Raw genomic sequence first — 17718 nt, 5'->3', positions numbered from 1 at the left:
GCGTCGCTCAGGGCTGGCCAGGCTTGAGCCGCACGAACAGCGCGTCGGCCTCGGTCAGCAGCGTGTCGCCGTCGCTCAGCCGGCCCGACACGAAGATCTTGCGCCCGTCGACCCGGTCGATGCCCGCGTCGAACTGCAGCTCCTTCTCGATCGGCACGATGTGGCGGTAGTCGATCTTGAGATAAGCGGTGCGCTGATAGGGCCCGCCGGTAAGCACCGCCGACGTCAGGCCGAGCACGCTGTCGAACAGCATCCCCAGCGCCCCGCCGTGCACGGCGCCGTTGCGGCCCAAGTGAAATCGGGCGAAGCGGGCCCAGCCGTGGATGCGGCCGTCGGCACCCTTGCCGGCCTTCATCGGGATGCTCAGGATGTTGCCCCGCATCGGCAGGTCCATCCGTCGCCCCGACGGCGAGTGCCACTCGTCGGCGTCGAACGGGCTGAGTAGCAAAGACACCTTCTCCAGCAGGTCCGCCGCCTCGGTGATCACCCCATCCGGCGCGTCGACGGCGCGGGCGTGGTCCTGCAGTTTGCGCACCGCGTCGACGAAGCGGCCGTAGTCGGGGCCGCCCTGGGTCGTGGGGTCGGGCGGGTTGAATCCCCCGCCGGGGTGTTGGTGATGGTCGCCGGCCACCAGGACACCGTATCGGCGCTAGGGGCCACCTCCCTGGCCGCCTTGGCCGCCAACGGCGTTGCCGCCGGCACTGGCGTAGGCGGCACCGCCACCACCGCCGCCTCCGATGCTGGCCTGGCCTCCGTCACCGGCGGTAACGGTGGCGGCGGCGGCGGACAAGCCGCCCGCCACACCGTCACCACCGGCGCCGCCGATGGTCTGGCCGGTCCCGCCGGCCCCGCCCGGACCGCCTGGCGTATTGCTGGCGCTGCCGCCTTGGCCGCCGCCGCCGCCGGCGCTGCCGGACACGCCACCGCCGCCACCGCCACCACCGCCGGCGCCGGCGACCCCGGCGGCTTGGTTGATGAAGCCGCCGTGCGCCCCCTGACCGCCGGCGTAGGAATTGCCGAGTGAGGCACCGTCGGAGCCGGATACGCCGTCGGCAAATGTGTTGCCGATCGCGGCGGCCCCGCCGCCGCCGCCACCACCGCCGGGGCCCCCGGAGGTGCCGTGGGCGCCGCCGCCACCGCCGCCCCCGGTGCCGGTGACGGAGCTTCCGAGGAAGACGGAGGCCGTCGCGTTGCCGCCGGCGCCGCCGTTGCCGCCCGGTCCGGCGCTGCCGCCGGCGGCGCTGGCCCCGCCGGCACCGCCGCCGCCACCACCACCACCGCTGGCGCTGGCGACGCCGAAGGCGTTGTTGTTCAGGACGCTGACGTTGCCGCCGGTGCCGCCGGTGCCGCCCGTGCCGCCGGTGACGCCGGTGCCGCCATTGCCGCCGTTGCCGCCGAGGCCGCCGGTGCCCGAAACGGCGGCGGCGCTGGCGGTGTAGGTCCTGTCGCCGCCGTTGCCGCCGAGGCCTCCCTGGCCGCCGCCTCCGCCGGCGCTGTTGCCGCCGTTGCCGCCGTTGCCGCCGTCGCCGGGCGTGCCGAAGGCCGTGGTTGTCGCGGCGCCGCCGTTGCCGCCGGTTCCGCCGTTGCCGCCGTTGCCCGCGGCACCCGCGCTGGCGCCGGTGCCGCCCGCGCCGCCACCCGAGCCGGCGGCGCCGCCGTTGCCGCCGTTGCCGCCGTGGCCGGCTCCGCCGCCCACGTCGGCGGCGCCGAGACCGCCCTGGCCGCCCTGGCCGCCGTTGCCGCCCTGCCCGCCGCCGCCGTTGGCGCCGGCATGGCCAAACAGGGCCGAGCCCTGTCCGCCCGCCCCACCCTGGCCGCCACTGCCGCCCGCGCCGCCGTCGGTGCCGTTGCCGCCGTTGCCGAATCCGCCGGTGCCGGCGGCGCCGGCCCCGCCGGTCCCACCGACCCCGCCCGCGCCGCCGATGCCGCCGGCACCGCCGTCGCCGTGCAACAGCCCGCCGGTACCGCCGGCCCCGCCGTTGCCGCCCAACCCGCCGATGCCGCCCTTGGTGAAGGTGCCGGCGTTGCCCGTGGCGCCGGTGGTGCCCACCCCGCCCGCCCCGCCCTGGCCGCCGTTGCCCCACAGCCCGGCGTCACCGCCCCGACCGCCGGCCTGGCCCGCCGCGCCGGACCCGCCGTTGCCGCCGTTACCCCACAAGATGCCGCCCGCCCCGCCGGCCTGCCCGGTCCCCGACGCGCCGTTGCTGCCGTCGCCGATCAGCGGGCGTCCCAGCAGCAGTTGGGTCGGTGTGTTGATCGCACCGAGGACGTCGTCCTCGAGAGTTTGCAGCGGCGAGGCGTTGGCCGCCTCGGTCAGCGCATAGGATCCCGAACCGTCGGTCAGCGCCTGCACAAACTGCTGATGAAACGCCGCCGCCCGCGCGCTGAGCGCTTGAAAGGCCTGACCATGCTCGCTGAACAGCGCCGCGATGGCCGCCGAGACTTCGTCCCCCGCGGCCGTCAGCACCTGGGTCGTCGAGTCGACCGCCGCCGCCTGGGCCTCAGCCAGCGCAGACCCGATGTTCTGCCAGTCCGCCGCGGCGGATGCCAACATGTCCGGAGCCACAACCACAAACGACATTTCGCCCCTCCCGGCGTTGCAGCAGTTTCGGGCGCGTCCGGGGAGCGTCGCGGCCACCGCGAAACCGCCAACGTGCCAGTCTCGCCGTCGGCGTCGCCGCATTGGCTGCCCGGAACGCCTCCTGCGTAGTGTGCGCCGGCGAGTGGGCGCGGTTCATGGGGAGATTTCCCTATCTTTTACGCGTCCTGGCCGGCGCTGCCGTTGCAGTCGAAGAGGCTGTAACCCAGGCCGCCGCCCCCGCCGGCGTCGTACAGGCCGCCGTTGCCGCCGCTGTTGCCGGCGATGTCGTTGTGGGCGCCCGGGCCGCCCGCCCCGCCGGATGCCCCACTCGAGCCGTTGACACCGGCGCCGTTGGAGGTGCCGTTGGCGTTGGCCCCGCCGCCGCCACCGCCGCCGATGCCGGTGCTGCCGCTGCCGGCAACGCCGCCGAGATACGTGACGGTCGGGCTGACGGCGCGGCCGCCATCGCCCCCGGTGCCGCCGGTGGCGTTGAGGCCGCCGCCGCCACCACCGCCGCCGCCCCCGCCGGAAATGGCCGCCGAGCCTCCCGCGACACCGCCCGCACCCCCGCCGCCGCCGGCGCCGCCGTGACCGCCGACGCCGCCCGCCCCGCTCTCACCGCTTCCGCCTTGGCCGCTTTGGCCGCCGAAGCCGGTGGCCGCCCCGGTCCCCGAGGTGGCGCCCGTCCCGCCGTCGCCGCCGAACCAGCCGGCACCGCCGTGCCCGCCGGCGCCGCCCGTGCCGCTGCCGGTGCCGGCGTTACCGCCGAACCCGCCCGCGCCGCCGCCGCCACCTCCGCCACCGGCAACGCTGTAGGGCGAGTTCACCGACGTGGAGTTGTTGCCGCCGTTGCCCCCGCCGCCGCCGGCGCCGCCGTCGCCGCCGTCGCCGTTGATGCCGCCGTGGGGGGTGCCGCCGCCGGCGCCGCCGTTGCCGCCCCGGCCGCCGTTGCCGCCCTGGCCGCCGACGCTGAACGAGCCGCCCGAACCGTTCGCGCCGCTGTCGGCGCCGCCGCCCGCGCCGCCCCGTCCGCCGGTGCCGCCGTGGCCGCCCTGGCCCGCGAAACCGCTGCCCGTGCCGGCCGCGCCGGCGTCCCCGCCGGCCCCGCCCTGGCCGCCGTTGCCGCCGTTGCCGCCGCTGCCGTTGCCGGCGGTGTAGCCGTAGCCGGCGCCGCCCCCGCCGCCCTGCCCCCCGTCGCCGCCGGCGCCGTTGATGCCGCCGGCGCCGGCGTTGCCGCCCTGCCCGCCGGCGCCCCCGGCGCCGCCGGCGAAGCCGGTGCCGCCGACGGTCAGCGCCGCGGTGCCGGTGCTACCGGTCCCGCCGGTCCCGCCGGTCCCGCCGATACCGGCCCCGGCGTCGGCGCCCCGGGCGCCGAACAGCCCACCGGACCCGCCGGAACCGCCGGCGCCCGCGTTGCCGCCCGTGCCGCCGGTGCCGCCGGCGTGGCCGGGGCCGCTGATGATCGAGGTGGTGCCGCCGCCGCCGCTGCCGCCCTGGCCGCCGTGACCACCGACCCCGCCGGCGCCGCCGGAACCCAAGAGCGCGGAGCTGGACCCGCCCGCCCCGCCGTCGCCGCCGACACCGCCGGCAAATCCCTGGTGGCCGGTCCCGCCGGCGATACCGCTGCCCGACGCGCCGACGTCCCCGGCGCCACCGGCCCCGCCGGTCCCGCCTTGTCCCGCGGCCCAGCCGAACAGCGTTCCGGTGGCGCCACCGACGCCCCCGGCCCCGCCGTTGCCGCCGGCCAGGCCCAAACCGACGCCGGAACCTCCGGCGCCGCCGAGCCCGCCGGTCCCGCCGAAGCCGCCCAGCACACCGCCGACACCACCGGTGCCGCCCGCGCCGCCGACCGCGCCGGCCCCGCCCACCCCACCGGCCCCGCCGACGCCGCCGTTGCCGAACAGCCCCGCGGGTCCGCCCGCGCCGCCGGGGCCGCCGGCGACGCCGGCCCCGCTGCCGGCGACTCCGGACCCGCCGTTGCCGCCATTGCCCCACAAGATCCCGCCCGCGCCGCCGGCCTGCCCGGTCCCCGGCGCGCCGCCGGCGCCGTCGCCGATCAATGGGCGTCCCAGCAGCACTTCGGTGGGCGCGTTGATCACCCCCAGGACGTCGGCCTCGAGCGTCTGCAAGGGGGAGGCGTTGGCCGCCTCGGTCAGGCCATACGCGCTCGCGCCGCCGCCGAGGGCCTGCACGAACTGCTGATGAAATGCCGCGGCCTGGGTATTGAGCGCCTGATAGCTCTGGCCGTGCCCGCTGAACACTGCCGCGATCGCCGCCGAGACTTCGTCGCCGGCCGCGGCCAGCACCTCGGTCGTCGCCCCGGCCGCCGCCGCGTGCGCCGCGTTCAGCGCCGATCCGATACCCCACAGGTCCGCCGTCGCCGAGGTCAACAACTCCGGGGCCACCACCACGAACGACATGTCGCCCCTTCGCCGGAAAGCCGCCGTATTGGGAGCGTCCGGGCGGCGCCACGGCTACAGTGAGGTCCGCATCATGTCCCAGTGTTGCGGTTGTGCAGTCGTGTCGCCGCCCGGAGCGCTCGCAGGGTAAGTCTGCGTCGGGGGGCGGCTTCGATTGATCGGGAATTTTCCCTATTTTCGCGACATCGGTTCGTGACTGCACCGGAGAGGTCGAGCGGGAGCGGACGGCTGTTGGAGAGTTTGCTGGAGCGCCACGCGGCGCTGGCCGAGCTGGGCGGCCTGGCGCACGCGGTGCGTCGCGGCGGCTCGGGGCGCGTCGTGTTGCTGCGCGGGGAGGCCGGTGTCGGCAAGACCGCGGTCGTCACCCGGTTCACCGCCGCCCTCGACGACCGGGTGCGGGTGCTGACGGGCTGGTGTGACCCGCTGGCCGCGCCGCGCCCGTTGGGCCCGCTGCTCGACGCGCTGGCCGGCCTGAGCCCCGCGGCCGCCGGCGCTTTGGGCGCCGCCATCGAATCCGGCGACACCGGCGCGCTGTACCGGCGACTGCTCGCGGTGCTGCGCGACGGCCACCGCTGGGTCTGGCTGATCGAGGATGTCCACTGGGCCGACGGGGCCACCCTGGACCTGATCCGATTCCTCGCCCGGCGCATCGACGCGCTGCCGTTGCTGCTGGTGGTGTCCTACCGCGACGACGAACTCGATCAGCAGCACCCACTGTCGATCGCGCTGGGCGACATCGCCACCTGCGCTGCCGTCAGCCGCATCGGGCTGCAGCCGCTGAGCCGTGCCGCGGTAGCGGTGCTTGCTGCCGGCACCGGCGTCAACGCCGACGACTTGCACGAACTGACCGGCGGAAACCCGTTTTATGTCACCGAGGTGCTGGCCGGCGGTGCCGATGTGCTGGGCCGTGATGCATTGCCGCGCAGCGTTTCCGAGGCGGTGTCGGGGCGGCTGGGCCGACTGTCGGCGCCCGCGCGGGAGACCGCGCAGGCGGCGGCGGTCTGCGGGCCGCGGGCCGACGCGGCGCTGGTGCGTGCGGTGTGCCCGGCGGCGGACTCCGCGCTCAGCGATTGCCTCGATGCGGGCGTGCTGATCGCCGAGGGCGAGGTGGTGCGATTTCGCCACGAACTGGCCCGACGCGCCACACTGGATCGCATCCTCGACCACCAGCGCCGGCTGTTGCACAAGCGCGCGCTGGCGGTGCTGGCCGAACCACCGGTGAGCCCGGATATATTGTCGCCGTTAGTGTTTCACGCCCACCAGGCCGGCGACGACGACGCCGTGATCTACCATGGCCCCGCCGCGGCCGAGCACGCCGCGGCGCTGGGGGCGCACGCCGAGGCCGCCGATCTGTACGGCTTGATGTTGCGGCATAGTGGGGGCGCCCCGCAGCAGCAGGAGGCGCACTGGCTGGAACGGCACGCGTTCGAAAGCTACCTGTGCGGGCGCGCCGCGGCGTCGACGTCGTCGTGGCGTGCGGCCATCGATCTTCGCCACCGGCTCGGCCATCGCCTCGAAGAGGGCGACGACCTGCGCTGGCTGGCGCACCTGCTGGAGCCGCTGGGCCGCACCGAAGAGGCCATCGAGGCGGGGCGCGCGTCGCTGCGGCTGCTCGAGGATCTCGGGCCCTCCCCGCAGCTGGCGTGGTCGCTGATCAACATGGCGCACTCCTGCACCACGGTCGGTTACGACCCATGCGCCGCGGCCCACTTCGCGACGCGCGCGGGGGAACTCGGCACCCTGATCGACAACCCCGCCGTCGTCGTCCGGGCCCGCGGCTACCAGGCGATGGCCGCCATCTTCCGCACCGGGACGGGCTGGGACCAGCTGGAGGCGGCGTGGGGAGACGCGCTGGCCGACCCGGGACTGACGGAGCACGCCGCGGTGCTGGGCGTGCTGGCGTGCTGGGCGGCCGCCCTGCACTGCGAGCTCGACCGCGCCGAGGCCTACCTCGCGCGGGCGGCCGCGTTCTTCGAAGCCCACGACATGGGCATGTTCGCCGCGCTGGTGGCCGGGGCGGACGCGCTGACGGGGCTGTACCGCGGCGATTGGGCCCGCGCCGCGCTGCTCGCCGAGCAGGTCCTGACCCGCACGGCCCTGAGCCCGCAGCACCGGGTGCTGCCGCTGATCGTGCTCGCGCTGATCCGCGCGCGCCGTGGCGAACCACCCGGCCGTCTACTCGACGAGGCCCTCGAGCACACCGCGGGCAACGTGGTGCGGCTGCTGGTCTTCGCGGCGCGCGCCGAGGCGGCGTGGCTGGCCGGTGACGACGCCGCCGCCCGCGCCGAAGCCCGCGCCGGGCTGAAAGCCCGCCCGGGCCGGGATGATTCGTGGTTGGTCGAGTCCCTGCGCTGGTGGCTGCGCCTGGCCGGCGGCGCGCCGGAGACCGGCGATGACGCCGCGAACGCCGACGCGGCGTGGGCGCGCGAGCGCCCCTACGAAGCGGCGATCGCCCACTTGGGCGGAGACGTCGTCGCGGTGGAATCGGCGCTGCAGACGTTTCGCCGCCTCAGCGCGCGGCCGGCTGCCCGCCGCGCCCGCGAGCGCCTGGCCGTCCTGCGCGGTCCAGCCCACCGCGGGCGGCGCGCCGACACCCTGGCCGACCCGGACGGGCTGACCCGCCGCGAACGCGAGGTGCTCGAGCTGCTCGCCGGCGGGCGAAGCGACGCCCAGATCGCCGCCACCCTGCACATCAGCCCCAAAACCGTGGGCTCCCATGTCAGTTCGATCCTGCTCAAGCTCGGCGTGGCGAACCGCACCCAGGCCGCGGCGCGCGCCCGGCGACACGTGGCCCCCGGCGTCTCCTAGACCGTCTTCTGCGCCCCGGCGGTCGCGAGCGTCTCGAACTCGTCGTCGCTCAGTGTGATCTCGGCGGCCGCCACGTTCTCCTCCAGGTGCGCGACGCTGGAGGTGCCCGGTATCGGCAGCATCACCGGCGAACGTTTCAGCAGCCAGGCCAGCGCCAGCTGCGACGCCGTCGCGTCGTGTTCGGCGGCGATGCGCTGCAGCGGGCCGTCCGGGTCGGCCAGCGGCCCGGCCGCCAGCGGGAACCACGGGATGAAACCGATGCCCTGGGTGGTGGCGGCGTCCAGCAGCGGTTCGGCGCCCCGCGACGCCAGGTTGTACATGTTCTGCACCGACACGATCTCGGTCACCTGCTGGGCCGCTGTGAGCTGGTCGACGTCGATCTCGGACAGCCCGATGTGGCGGATCTTGCCCTCGTTCTTCAGGGCGAGCAGCTCGCCCACCTGGTCTTCCAGCGGGAAGTTGCGGTCGATGCGGTGCAGCTGGAACAGGTCGATGGTGTCGACGCCGAGGCGGCGCAGGCTCATCTCGCATTCCTGGCGCAGGTAGCTGGGATTGCCCAGCGGGATCCAGATGTCGGGACCGGTGCGCAGCAGCCCGGCCTTGGTCGCGATCACCAGCCCGTCATAGGGGTGCAGCGCCTCGTGAATGATCTCCTCGGAGAAATACGGGCCGTAGGAGTCCGCGGTGTCGATGAAGTTCACGCCCAGCTCGACGGCGCGCCGCAGGACCCGGACGCACTCGGCGCGGTCGGCGGGCGGGCCCCACACGCCCTTGCCGGTGATGCGCATGGCGCCGAAACCGAGTCGGTTGACGGTCAGGTCGCCGCCGAGTGTGAACGTTCCGGACGCTTGGGCAACGGTGTTTTGTGCGGTCACTTCTACGACCGTACGCCGCGACCGCGATCGCGCATCCCGGCGTGGCAAGCTGAGCCGGTGGACCTCGATGCGCTCAGGGAGCTGCCGCTGACCTACCGCGAGGTGGGCGCGACCCTGCATTTTCCCAACGCCGACGGGCTGCCCGCCGGATACGACCACCAACATGCCGAGCGCCAAATAGGCAGGGGCGACGAGCGTTTCGAGCGGGCCGCCGACGCCGTCATGCGCTGGGGCATGCAACGCGGGTCGGGCCTGCGGGTGCAGGCCAGCTCCGAGGTCGCCGTCGTCGATGCCGTGCTGGTGGTGCGGATGGGCTTTTTGCCCGCGCCGTGCCGCGTCGTGTACGTCGTCGACGAACCCGACATCCGCGGGTTCGCCTACGGCACCCTGCCCGGCCACCCGGAGTCCGGCGAGGAACGCTTCGTCGTACGCCGCGACCCGAGCACCTCCGCGGTGTACGCGGAGGTGTCGGCGTTCTCGCGACCGGCGGCGTGGTGGGCCAGGGCCGGCGGGCCGCTGGTTCGGGCGGCCCAGCGGGTCATCGCCCGGCGCTACCTGCGGGCGGTGTGAATGCTGCCGTCATGCACGCCCTGCGCCAGGCGGGCCAGCGCGACGGCGCCGACCAGCAGGCCGAAGTCGCGCAGCGCGACGTCGTAGAAGCCGGGTCCGGTGACCAGGTCGAGGATGATCCCGGCCAGCCAGGCCACCACCACCCAGGCGCCGAAGCGCGGCGCGAACGCCACCAGGATGCCGGCCACGATCTCGATCGCCCCGACCATGTACATGCACTGGTCGGCGGTGCCGGGCACCAGATTGTCGATCCAGCCGGCCAGGTACATGCTCCAGTGGTGCGGGTGGGTCAGCACGTTGAAGAACTTGTCCAGCCCCATCACGATGGGCGCGATCGTGAAGACGGTGCGAAGCGCGAGGTAGGCCGAGTAGGCGGGGTCGCGCAGCTGTTGGGCGAAGGCCGGGGCGGGGTCGGTGGGGTTGAGGTGGGCGGTGGTCATGGTTGCCTCCATTTCTAACGGATAATAATGTGTACGGTAGATCGCCTAGACTGTATCGTCAAGGATTTTATCTGTTAGAAAGAGGCGGGGCCGAGTGGACGACAACGACGCCCTCCCGCGGGACGCGGCGGGCATCGGCGCGCTCGCCGACCCGGTGCGCCGCCGTCTCTACGAATTCGTGTGCGCCCAGCCGGGGCCGGTGGGCCGCGACCAGGCGGCCGACGCCGTCGGCGTCCCCCACCACCGGGCCAAGTTCCACCTGGACCGGCTCACCGCCGAGGGCCTGCTGGAAAGCGACTACGCGCGCGTGACGGGCCGCTCCGGACCCGGTGCCGGGCGCACCGCCAAGCTGTACCGCCGGGCCCGCCGCGACATCGCGGTCAGCCTTCCGCAGCGCGAGTACGCGCTGGCCGGGCGCCTGATGGCGGCGGCCATCGCCCGGTCGGCGGAAACCGGCGAGCTCGTCGCCGAGGTGCTGAACCGGATCGCGCGCGATTACGGCCGGACGATCGGCGCCGGGACCGGCCCGCCGCCCGAGGACCCGGCCGCCGCGCTGCAGCGCGCGGTCGCGGTGCTGAGCCGCTACGGCTACGAGCCGCGTTTCGGTCACGGCGAGGTTGAGCTCGCCAACTGCCCGTTCCATGCGCTCGCGCAGGAACAGACGGAGCTGGCCTGCACGATGAACCACGCGCTGATCGCCGGCGTGGCAGACGCGCTGACGCCGCACGGACCCGACGCGCGGTTGTGCCCCGGCCCCGATCGCTGTTGCGTGGTGCTCAGCGCCCCCAGCGGCTGAGCAAATCCGCTGCGCCCGCGCACATCTGGTCGATGACCTCGCCCACCGTCGCGTCGTCGCGGATCATCCCGACGCCCTCGCCGGCGTCCACCGGCGCGGTGCGGCGATCGTCGCCCGCGATCGCGGCGGCCAGTTCCTCGCGCGCCGGCGGGTCGAGTGCGTCCTCGTGGCCCGTCCAGCGCGCGACGAAGTCGTTGGCCAGCACGCGCGACGGAAACCGCGCCGGCCAGGGCAGCCCCTTGGCGACGTCGTAGACCCGGGTGACGGCCGTGTCGGTGGCCTCCGCGGCGATCAGCGCGCGCCGGCTGCCGGCGCCGGTGAGCGCCTCCGGGCAGGCGGCCAGGCGGGTGCCCACCCACGCCCCACTCGCGCCGGCGGCCAGCACCGCGGCCAGGCCGCGCGGCGACGCGATGCCGCCGCCCGCGAGCACCGGCACCGACACCGCGTCCAGCACGGCGTCGAGCAGCGGCAGCGTGCCGAGCCGCACCGCGCCGTGTCCGCCGCCCTCGGCGCCGCGCGCGACCACGACGTCGACGCCGGCGTCAACCGCCCGTCGCGCATCCGGCCCGTCGTAAACCTGCGTGACGGTGGGGATTCCGGCGTCGCGCGCTTGTGCGACCCACGACCAGTCGGTGCCGAAGCTCACTGACAGCAGGGCGGGACCGGCGGCCAGCGCGTCCTCCAGCAGGCCCGCCTGGCTGCGCATCACCCAGTCCACCAGCCCGATGCCGAACCTGCCGCGCACGTGCCGCAGCTGGGTGCGCAACGCCTCGCGGGTGCCGTCGCTGCCCATCCCGACCATGCCCAGTCCGCCGGCGGCGGTGACGGCGGTGGCCAGCCGGCCCCCGGCGACCCCGCCCATCGGGGCGTTGACGATCGGCACCCGCAGCCCGAAACTCAGCGACCACGGTGTGGACAGCATCGACGTCAGTGGGCGGCGCCGGGCTGGCTCTTGAGCACGGTCAGCATGACGACGGAATCCTCGACCGCGTGCAGGGCGTGCCGCTCCGGGGGGATCACGACGTAGTCACCGGCCGTGCCGTCCCAGGTGGCGCCGCCGGTGGTCAGGCGCACGTGACCCCGCAGCACCTGCAGCGTCGCCTCGCCGGGGCTGTCGTGCTCGGACAGGTCGTGACCGGCGAGCAGGGCCAGCACCGTCTGCCGCAGCTCGTGAGTGTGGCCGCCGTGGATCGTGTGTGCGGCGCGCCCGCTGTGCGACTGTCCCGCCTCGGCCAGCTTTTCGGAGGCGAGGCTGGTCAGCGAGATGGATTCCATAATCGGCCCTTTCGGTCGGGAAGCGCACGGGTCAGACGGTCAATAGCAGTATCCCCGCCACGAGCAGCGCCGCGATCTTGACCGCCTCGAAGCCGACATAGACATAGTGAGCGTTCGAGCGCGGGCCTCCGGCGCCGGCAAGCACGCGATCGGAGCGGCGGATCAGCCGGGGGCGCACCGCCACCAGCTGGATCGCCAGCGCGGCGATGGCGACGGCGAAGGCCGCGCCGACTCGCCCCGGCGCCGGGCCCGACACCATGATCGCCGCGACGACGAGCGCGAAGACGACCTCGACGGTGTTGAGCGCGCGGAACACCAGGCGCCCGATGCCGAGCCCGATCTGCAGAGTCACGTTGGGTGCGCGGAATTTGAGGGGGGCCTCGAGGAACGAGATCGCCAGCACCATGCCGAGCCAGACGAAGGTGACCGCGACTGCGATCGCCGGGCCGGTGCTCACCCGGCGGCCCCGGCCGGGCTCAGGTGGGCCAGGCACAGGTCCGGTTCGACGAACGCGTCGAGCCGGTCGACGGAGACCGGCGCCTCCCACGACTCCAGGGCGCCCTGCATCAGCCCGAGGTGGATGGGGCACACGACGGAGCCACCGGTTTCGGCCAGTTCCAGAAACGGGCAGTGCCGCAGGCCGACCAGCTGCTCCCCGTCGGACGTCCGTCGCTCGGGCGCGAACCCGAGGTCGTCGAGCACCTCGACCAGCTGGTCGATGGCCGCCTCGGCGCTCGCGGGCTCCGCCGGCGCCTGCAGCGCGGGTTCCAGGCTTCGCCCCCACGCGCGGCCGGCGGCCATCGCCTTGGGACGGGGATCGCGATCGGCGGCAAGCGCTATGGTCAGGATCTCGGCGAGCATCCGGTACTGGCGCGTTCCGCCGCGATCCATCTGCTTGATGGCGGCGAACATCAGCGGTGGGCGGCCGGGCCCCTTGCGGCCGTGCGCGACGTGCTCCACCTGCCCGTCGGCGACCAGGCTCTCGAGGTGGAAACGCACCGTGTTGGGGTGCACCCCGAGTTCCTCGGCGATCTCGACGATGCTCATCGGCTCGGGCGACGACCGCAACAGCCGCAGCACCTCACGGCGCCGGCGGCCGGTGGTTTCTCCAGCTGACGAAATTCCGCTCACGCTCCTTCGGTCTCTGCGGCCCGGGGTGCCCCGGCGACCAGTGGGGTGTCGACGCCGAGGGGACCGATCTTGGCGGCCCCGCCGGGCGACCCCAGCGGCTCGTCGCGGCCGGGCAGCACGTCGGAGAAGAACGCCCCATTATCGGCCAGGTAGGGCGTGAGCTCGTCGGGCAGGTCGTCTTCGTAGTAGATGGCCTCCACCGGGCACACCGGCTCGCACGCGCCGCAGTCCACGCATTCGTCGGGGTGGATATACAGCGCCCGGCCGCCCTCGTAGATGCAGTCCACCGGACACTCTTCCACACAAGACCGATCCATCACGTCGATGCATGGCTTCCCGATCACGTACGTCATGCGCTAGAGTTTACACAACACCTATTGGAAAAACCACGCTAACGGGAAACTCAGAGAGTTGGGGAAAGTCGATGGCCGACAGTGAACTTGACGTACGCGAGTTGCGCAAGCCCGACAAGCACCCGACAATCTTCGCCGCGTACGCCGGCCTCGCCGTCGGCGAGTCGTTCGTGTTGGTGAACAACCACGACCCCAAACATCTGCACGACGAATTCGACGCCGACCACCCCGGCAGCTACGGCTGGGAATACGTCGAGAAAGGTCCCAAGGTCTGGAAGATCAGGATCACCAAGCTGACGTCGACCCCGCTGCCCCGGGTCCTGGCCGACACCAAGGCTTTCATCCCCCGCTCCTCCTCGGGCGATGCCGAGCCCGACGCGACCGGCGCGGTGTGGAAGCTCGAGGCCAAGGACCGCGACCTGGATTCGAACGTCATCGCGCTGCCCGCGGGCGGCTGCATCGACGCCCACACCGGGCCGGACCTCGACGTCCTGATCCACGTGCTGTCCGGCGGGGGCCGGCTGACCACCGAGACGGGCAGCGTCGACCTCTTCCCCGGCGCCCTGCTGTGGTTGCCGCGGCGCTCCCGGCGGCAGTTCGCCGCCGGCCCCGACGGGCTGCGCTACCTCACCGTGCACAAGCGGCGCCAGGCGTTATTACTGCAGCCCACGGATTCCGCTGTGCCGCAGGCGGTCTGATGTCCGGCCAGAAGACGACGCTGCCGGCGTCCGGCCGGTCCGCCGACGACGTGGCGGGCCACTGGCTGCTGGCACGGCTGGGCAAGCGGGTCCTTCGCCCCGGCGGCATCGAACTCACGCGCACGCTGCTGGCGGACGCCGGGGTCGCCGGTTCCGACGTGGTCGAGCTCGCACCGGGGCTGGGCCGCACGGCCACCGAGATCCTGGCCCGCGGTCCGCGGTCCTACGTCGGGGCCGAGGCCGACCCCGACGCGGCCAACGTGGTCCGCGGCGTGCTCACTGGACTGGGCGCCGCGAACGGCACCGTGCGGGTCGCCGACGCCGCGGCCACCGGACTGGCCGACGCCAGCGGCGACGTGGTGGTCGGCGAGGCGATGCTGAGCATGCAGGGCGATACGGCCAAGCACGCCATCGTCGCCGAGGCGGCGCGGGTGCTGCGGCCCAACGGACGCTACGCGATCCACGAGCTGGCCCTCACGCCCGACACCGTGTCGGAGGAGGTCAGCACCGACATCCGGCAGTCGCTGGCCCGCGCGATCAAGGTGAACGCCCGGCCGCTGACGGTCGCGGAGTGGTCGCGGCTGCTCGCCGACCACGGGCTGGTGGTCGACCAGGTCGCCACGGCGCCGATGGCCCTGCTGGAACCGCGCCGGCTCGTCGCCGACGAAGGGGTGCTCGGGGCGTTGCGGTTCGTTAGGAACGTGCTCGTCCACCGCGACGCCCGCAAGCGCGTGCTGACGATGCGCCGCACCTTCCGCCGGCATCGCAGGCAACTCGCCGCGGTGGCGATCGTCGCCCGCAAGCCCGCGGCCGCCGGGTAACGGAACGGGGGGCCGAACCCGGGCCGAATTCGAGGCGAATTCTCCTGAATTCGATGGCTTTGGCCCCTTTCCGCAATCTGCGCGTTACGCGATAATGACTTTGTCTGACGTAACTTGGCTGCGGCTGTTGCGGCTGAACAAAGGAGCATGACGGTTATGGGTGCCAACCCACCGTTGTTATTGAGCGATGCTGACGTCGATGACCTCGCGCGCGAATTCCTGCGCTCCCGCTATCTCGGCTCCGTCTATGCCGGTTGGTCGCCCGACCGCCGGCTGGACACCTTCCTGCGGCGCAGCGGCTTCTCCCGCGTCGCCGACGACGGCGACCTGTCCACCATCGTCCTGGACCGCATCATGGACCAGGTCGCGCATCACTGAGCCGGCGGGCTAGCCGACGGGCCAAGTTCGCGACGCGGTTGGGTTCGGTTGTGAATCCTGGGCTTCGGGCGTGAATCGTGGGCGGGAAAAAGGGCCCAATTCCCGCCGCTGAAGCACACTCGAATCCCGGAGCGCACACTGAAAGCCATCAGTTCACAGCCGATCGCAGCTAGCCGCGGACCTAGCCGCCCCCGGCGCCGGCGTCGGGGGCGGAATCTTGGGTGGGTTTCCCGCCTCGAATCGGTTGTGCGCCAGCGGGATCAGCGGCAGACGCCTTTACCAGACGCGTCCGGGCAGTCACCGAATCCACTTCCCCTGCAACGTCTTTGCCGTTAAGCCATACACACGCTGGCGAACAACAGCGCGGGCCATGAGACGATCGAGCCCAGAAACGACACCACCAAGTCGGCCCCTGCATGGTGCGCAGATGTTGCGTGTGGGTGCACGACCAGATCGTCCCGACGATCAGGTAGGGCGTGCCCAGCAGCACGGGCAGGCCGATCAATTCGCGATCGTCATCTCGTAGTCCTGCAGTTGGCGACGTCTGCCGAGCATGAGGCGGGCCTTTCCGCGCGGATCAGTTGCGAGCTAGGTAAATAGCCATTCGCCGCAAAAGGTAGTGTTCGCCGACCCCGCAGCACGTTGTCCGAGAAGCCGATTAGCTCACCGGCGCCCGCCGGCGCCGGTGCGGGGTGGCGTCTGCGCCGCCCGCCCCAGCACGGTGATCTCCATCAGGCGGCGCACCGTCGTGCGGGCGGACTGGCCGGTGCTGGGCCGCACCAGCCGCCCGACGTCGACGGCAAGGGCGAAGGCGGCGTGCACGGCGTAGCGCGCGCGGCCCAGCGTCAGGTCCGGTCGCGCCGCCACCGCGAGCCGGGCCCAGGACTCGACGGTCGAGCGCTGGATGTTGTACAGCAGCACCGCGTCGGTCTCGGCCAGGTTGTGCCGCTCGGTGTAGTACACGCAGGCCAGTTCGGGGCTGGCGAACGACCGCGTGACGTAGGCGTCGATGAGTTGCGCGAGCGCCTGCTCGGGGTCGCCGCTGGTGGCCAGGATGGTCGACAGGTCGCCGGAGAGTTGGTCGGCGGCGCGCCGGTAGGAGACGGCCAGCATGGCGGCCTTGCCCGGGAAGTATTGATAGATGCCGGCAACCGGTATGCCGACGGCGGCGGCGATGTCCTCCATCCCGGTTTCGCGGTAGCCGCGCTCGTTGAACAAGCGCATCGATTCGTGCAGCAGCAGTTCGTAGCTGCCGGCGGCGGCCGCGATCGCGGGGGCCCGCGGCGCCTCCGGCCCGCCGGTGCGCCGCGGCAGGTCGGCGTTCAGCACCGCCAGGACGATGTCGTGCAGGGTGCGCCGGATGGCGGCGTTGCCGAGCCGGGAACGGTGGTCGGTGATGCTGCCGATCACGCTCAACGCCGCCGCCGACAGCGTCCAGCGCTGCCGCGACGTCAGCTTGGGCCGAAGCTTGATCAGGGGCCGCTGCAGGCGCCGGTTGAGCAGCTTGATCTGTTCACCGAGCGCGCACTGGTCGTCGCCGCGCAGATAACGGGCCTCCCAGCGGTACAGCCCGCCGGTCGTGCGGTTGACGATCGTCGCGTCGATCAGTGCGCGAATCACCGCGGTGAGCGCTTCCGCGGGGTCGGTGTCGGCGGGCATCGCGTCGGCGAAGGCGGTCGCGTCGACCAGCTGCTGGCCGAGCGCCAGCAGGACGTCGCGGAACAGGTCGTACTTGCCCTGCGAATGCCGGTACAGGGCGGCGGCCGAGATCCCGACCCGGGCCGCGATGTTCTCCATGCTGACCGCGTGGTAGCCCAGTTCGCTGAAGGCGTCGGTGGCGGCGCGGGCGATCTGTACCTTGCGGTCTTTCGGGCGCCGCTTCACCTGGTCCACTGACGAGCGGCCGGCCGCAGACATAGCAATCACCGTAGCCGCTCGCGCGGTGCCGGCGGGCCGTTGTCGAGGAGTTCTGCCGGAGACGACGAGGCGGTTCGCCGCGCGCGGGGCAGCGGCGTCGCGGCGGCCAGGCCGCGAGATGTCCGTCGCAACCCGCATCCATCCCGCCCGGCGCACCGCACGCTGGTCCGACACGCCGGTGAGCCTGGCTGGCGCGGTGGACTTTTGGTCGTTTCCGGGCGCCGCTGCCGACGTGATCATGCAGCTGTCGTGGCCCGAGGTCGGTTACGGCGTGGCGGAAAGCACGGTCGACTCCGGCAACCTGCCTTCCGCCGAGGCGGTCAGCGGTGCACACCGGCCGGTCAAGTCGGGCCGGCAAAGTCCGGTGCGGTACAACGCCTTTGAACCCGGTCTGCAGATGTGGGTGGCCGCGTGCTGGCGTGGCCATTTCGCCGGTTGCTCAAATTCCTCACGGCCGGGTTCTTGGCTCCGCCGTTCCGCGACGCCCCGGGCATCGGCTGGAGCGCCGCCCGGCAAGGCCGCTCCGAATGGCTTTTCCTGTTGGTGGCGTTCGTGAACCGGTTCCTTCCGGGGTCCATCCGGCGGGGCGGCAGTTACGTGTTGCGGGCCGACGTACGCCGGCGGCTGCGACGCGGCAAGCCACTGGTGTAACCCC

Annotated in this window: 17 protein-coding genes and 2 pseudogenes; 7 read left to right on the top strand and 12 right to left on the bottom strand. The window is 73.2% G+C overall.

Going from position 1 to position 17718, the window contains the following annotated elements:
* Positions 1-7: 7 nt before the first annotated feature.
* From AC5Y43_RS01950 to AC5Y43_RS01940, 3 genes are all read right to left on the bottom strand, one after another.
* Complete coding sequence (locus AC5Y43_RS01950) at positions 8-631, bottom strand: PaaI family thioesterase (RefSeq protein WP_499968733.1); 624 nt, start codon at positions 629-631, stop codon at positions 8-10.
* An 18-nt stretch (positions 632-649) separates the two neighbouring features.
* Positions 650-2581 (bottom strand): PE family protein, encoded by a 1932-nt coding sequence (locus AC5Y43_RS01945; RefSeq protein ID WP_499968731.1) that lies wholly within the window; start codon positions 2579-2581, stop codon positions 650-652.
* Positions 2582-2757: 176 nt separating this feature from the next.
* Positions 2758-5001, bottom strand: a complete 2244-nt coding sequence (locus AC5Y43_RS01940) for a PE family protein (protein WP_499968729.1) — start codon at positions 4999-5001, stop codon at positions 2758-2760.
* 231 nt (positions 5002-5232) lie between these two features.
* Here AC5Y43_RS01940 and AC5Y43_RS01935 point away from each other — a divergent pair, with 231 nt between their 5' ends.
* On the top strand, positions 5233-7809 hold the full coding sequence (locus AC5Y43_RS01935) for an ATP-binding protein (protein WP_499968727.1): 2577 nt from the start codon (positions 5233-5235) through the stop codon (positions 7807-7809).
* Here AC5Y43_RS01935 and AC5Y43_RS01930 read toward each other — a convergent pair.
* A complete protein-coding gene (locus AC5Y43_RS01930) occupies positions 7806-8684 on the bottom strand; it encodes an aldo/keto reductase (protein WP_499968725.1) in 879 nt (292 codons plus the stop codon). The genes AC5Y43_RS01935 and AC5Y43_RS01930 overlap by 4 nt on opposite strands.
* 57 nt (positions 8685-8741) lie before the next feature.
* On the opposite strand from AC5Y43_RS01930, the gene AC5Y43_RS01925 reads away from it, so the two are divergent.
* The gene (locus tag AC5Y43_RS01925; protein ID WP_499968723.1) at positions 8742-9254 is read left to right on the top strand and encodes a DUF1990 domain-containing protein; all 513 of its coding nucleotides are present in this window, start codon (positions 8742-8744) and stop codon (positions 9252-9254) included.
* Here AC5Y43_RS01925 and AC5Y43_RS01920 read toward each other — a convergent pair.
* Positions 9236-9694, bottom strand: a complete 459-nt coding sequence (locus AC5Y43_RS01920; protein ID WP_499968721.1) for an Rv2617c family stress response/phage resistance protein — start codon at positions 9692-9694, stop codon at positions 9236-9238. The two genes, AC5Y43_RS01925 and AC5Y43_RS01920, sit on opposite strands and share 19 nt — an antisense overlap.
* A gap of 94 nt (positions 9695-9788) precedes the next feature.
* On the opposite strand from AC5Y43_RS01920, the gene AC5Y43_RS01915 reads away from it, so the two are divergent.
* Positions 9789-10490 carry a helix-turn-helix transcriptional regulator gene (locus tag AC5Y43_RS01915; RefSeq protein WP_499968719.1) on the top strand — a complete coding sequence of 234 codons (702 nt, stop codon included), beginning with the start codon at positions 9789-9791 and terminating at the stop codon, positions 10488-10490.
* Here the strand turns inward: AC5Y43_RS01915 and AC5Y43_RS01910 are convergent.
* From AC5Y43_RS01910 to fdxA, 5 genes are read right to left on the bottom strand one after another with little or no spacing between them, the layout of a single operon-like run.
* Positions 10471-11412: an NAD(P)H-dependent flavin oxidoreductase gene (locus tag AC5Y43_RS01910; protein ID WP_499968717.1), complete on the bottom strand. Its 942-nt coding sequence runs from the start codon at positions 11410-11412 to the stop codon at positions 10471-10473. The two genes, AC5Y43_RS01915 and AC5Y43_RS01910, sit on opposite strands and share 20 nt — an antisense overlap.
* A 5-nt stretch (positions 11413-11417) precedes the next feature.
* On the bottom strand, positions 11418-11765 hold the full coding sequence (locus AC5Y43_RS01905) for a cupin domain-containing protein (protein ID WP_499968715.1): 348 nt from the start codon (positions 11763-11765) through the stop codon (positions 11418-11420).
* Between the two features lie 31 nt (positions 11766-11796).
* Positions 11797-12222: a hypothetical protein gene (locus AC5Y43_RS01900; protein ID WP_499968713.1), complete on the bottom strand. Its 426-nt coding sequence runs from the start codon at positions 12220-12222 to the stop codon at positions 11797-11799.
* Positions 12219-12896, bottom strand: a complete 678-nt coding sequence (locus AC5Y43_RS01895) for a helix-turn-helix transcriptional regulator (RefSeq protein ID WP_499968711.1) — start codon at positions 12894-12896, stop codon at positions 12219-12221. Before AC5Y43_RS01895 ends, AC5Y43_RS01900 begins: the two co-directional genes overlap by 4 nt.
* Positions 12893-13249, bottom strand: coding sequence for a ferredoxin (gene fdxA, locus AC5Y43_RS01890; RefSeq protein WP_499968708.1), 357 nt, complete (start codon positions 13247-13249; stop codon positions 12893-12895). The genes AC5Y43_RS01895 and fdxA overlap by 4 nt, the downstream gene beginning before the upstream one ends.
* Positions 13250-13320: 71 nt before the next feature.
* Between fdxA and AC5Y43_RS01885 the strand changes: the two genes are divergently transcribed.
* The 3 genes from AC5Y43_RS01885 (at position 13321) to AC5Y43_RS01875 (ending at position 15146) form a co-directional block, all read left to right on the top strand.
* Positions 13321-13947, top strand: a complete 627-nt coding sequence (locus tag AC5Y43_RS01885) for a DUF2249 domain-containing protein (RefSeq protein ID WP_499968706.1) — start codon at positions 13321-13323, stop codon at positions 13945-13947.
* Positions 13947-14768 carry a class I SAM-dependent methyltransferase gene (locus tag AC5Y43_RS01880; protein WP_499968704.1) on the top strand — a complete coding sequence of 274 codons (822 nt, stop codon included), beginning with the start codon at positions 13947-13949 and terminating at the stop codon, positions 14766-14768. The genes AC5Y43_RS01885 and AC5Y43_RS01880 overlap by 1 nt, the downstream gene beginning before the upstream one ends.
* 156 nt (positions 14769-14924) lie before the next feature.
* Positions 14925-15146 carry a hypothetical protein gene (locus tag AC5Y43_RS01875; protein WP_499969378.1) on the top strand — a complete coding sequence of 74 codons (222 nt, stop codon included), beginning with the start codon at positions 14925-14927 and terminating at the stop codon, positions 15144-15146.
* A gap of 332 nt (positions 15147-15478) precedes the next feature.
* Here the strand turns inward: AC5Y43_RS01875 and AC5Y43_RS01870 are convergent.
* Both AC5Y43_RS01870 and AC5Y43_RS01865 read right to left on the bottom strand, forming a co-directional pair.
* Positions 15479-15701 (bottom strand): annotated as a pseudogene (locus tag AC5Y43_RS01870) (hypothetical protein).
* 108 nt (positions 15702-15809) lie between these two features.
* Complete coding sequence (locus AC5Y43_RS01865; protein ID WP_499969377.1) at positions 15810-17030, bottom strand: TetR/AcrR family transcriptional regulator; 1221 nt, start codon at positions 17028-17030, stop codon at positions 15810-15812.
* Between the two features lie 151 nt (positions 17031-17181).
* Between AC5Y43_RS01865 and AC5Y43_RS01860 the strand changes: the two are divergent.
* Positions 17182-17714 (top strand): annotated as a pseudogene (locus tag AC5Y43_RS01860) (oxygenase MpaB family protein).
* Positions 17715-17718 lie beyond the last annotated feature (4 nt).

This window comes from Mycobacterium sp. NGS57 (assembly GCF_059812405.1).
The sequence above is the reverse complement of the archived record's forward strand: the minus strand, read 5'-3'. Positions and strand labels throughout refer to the sequence as shown.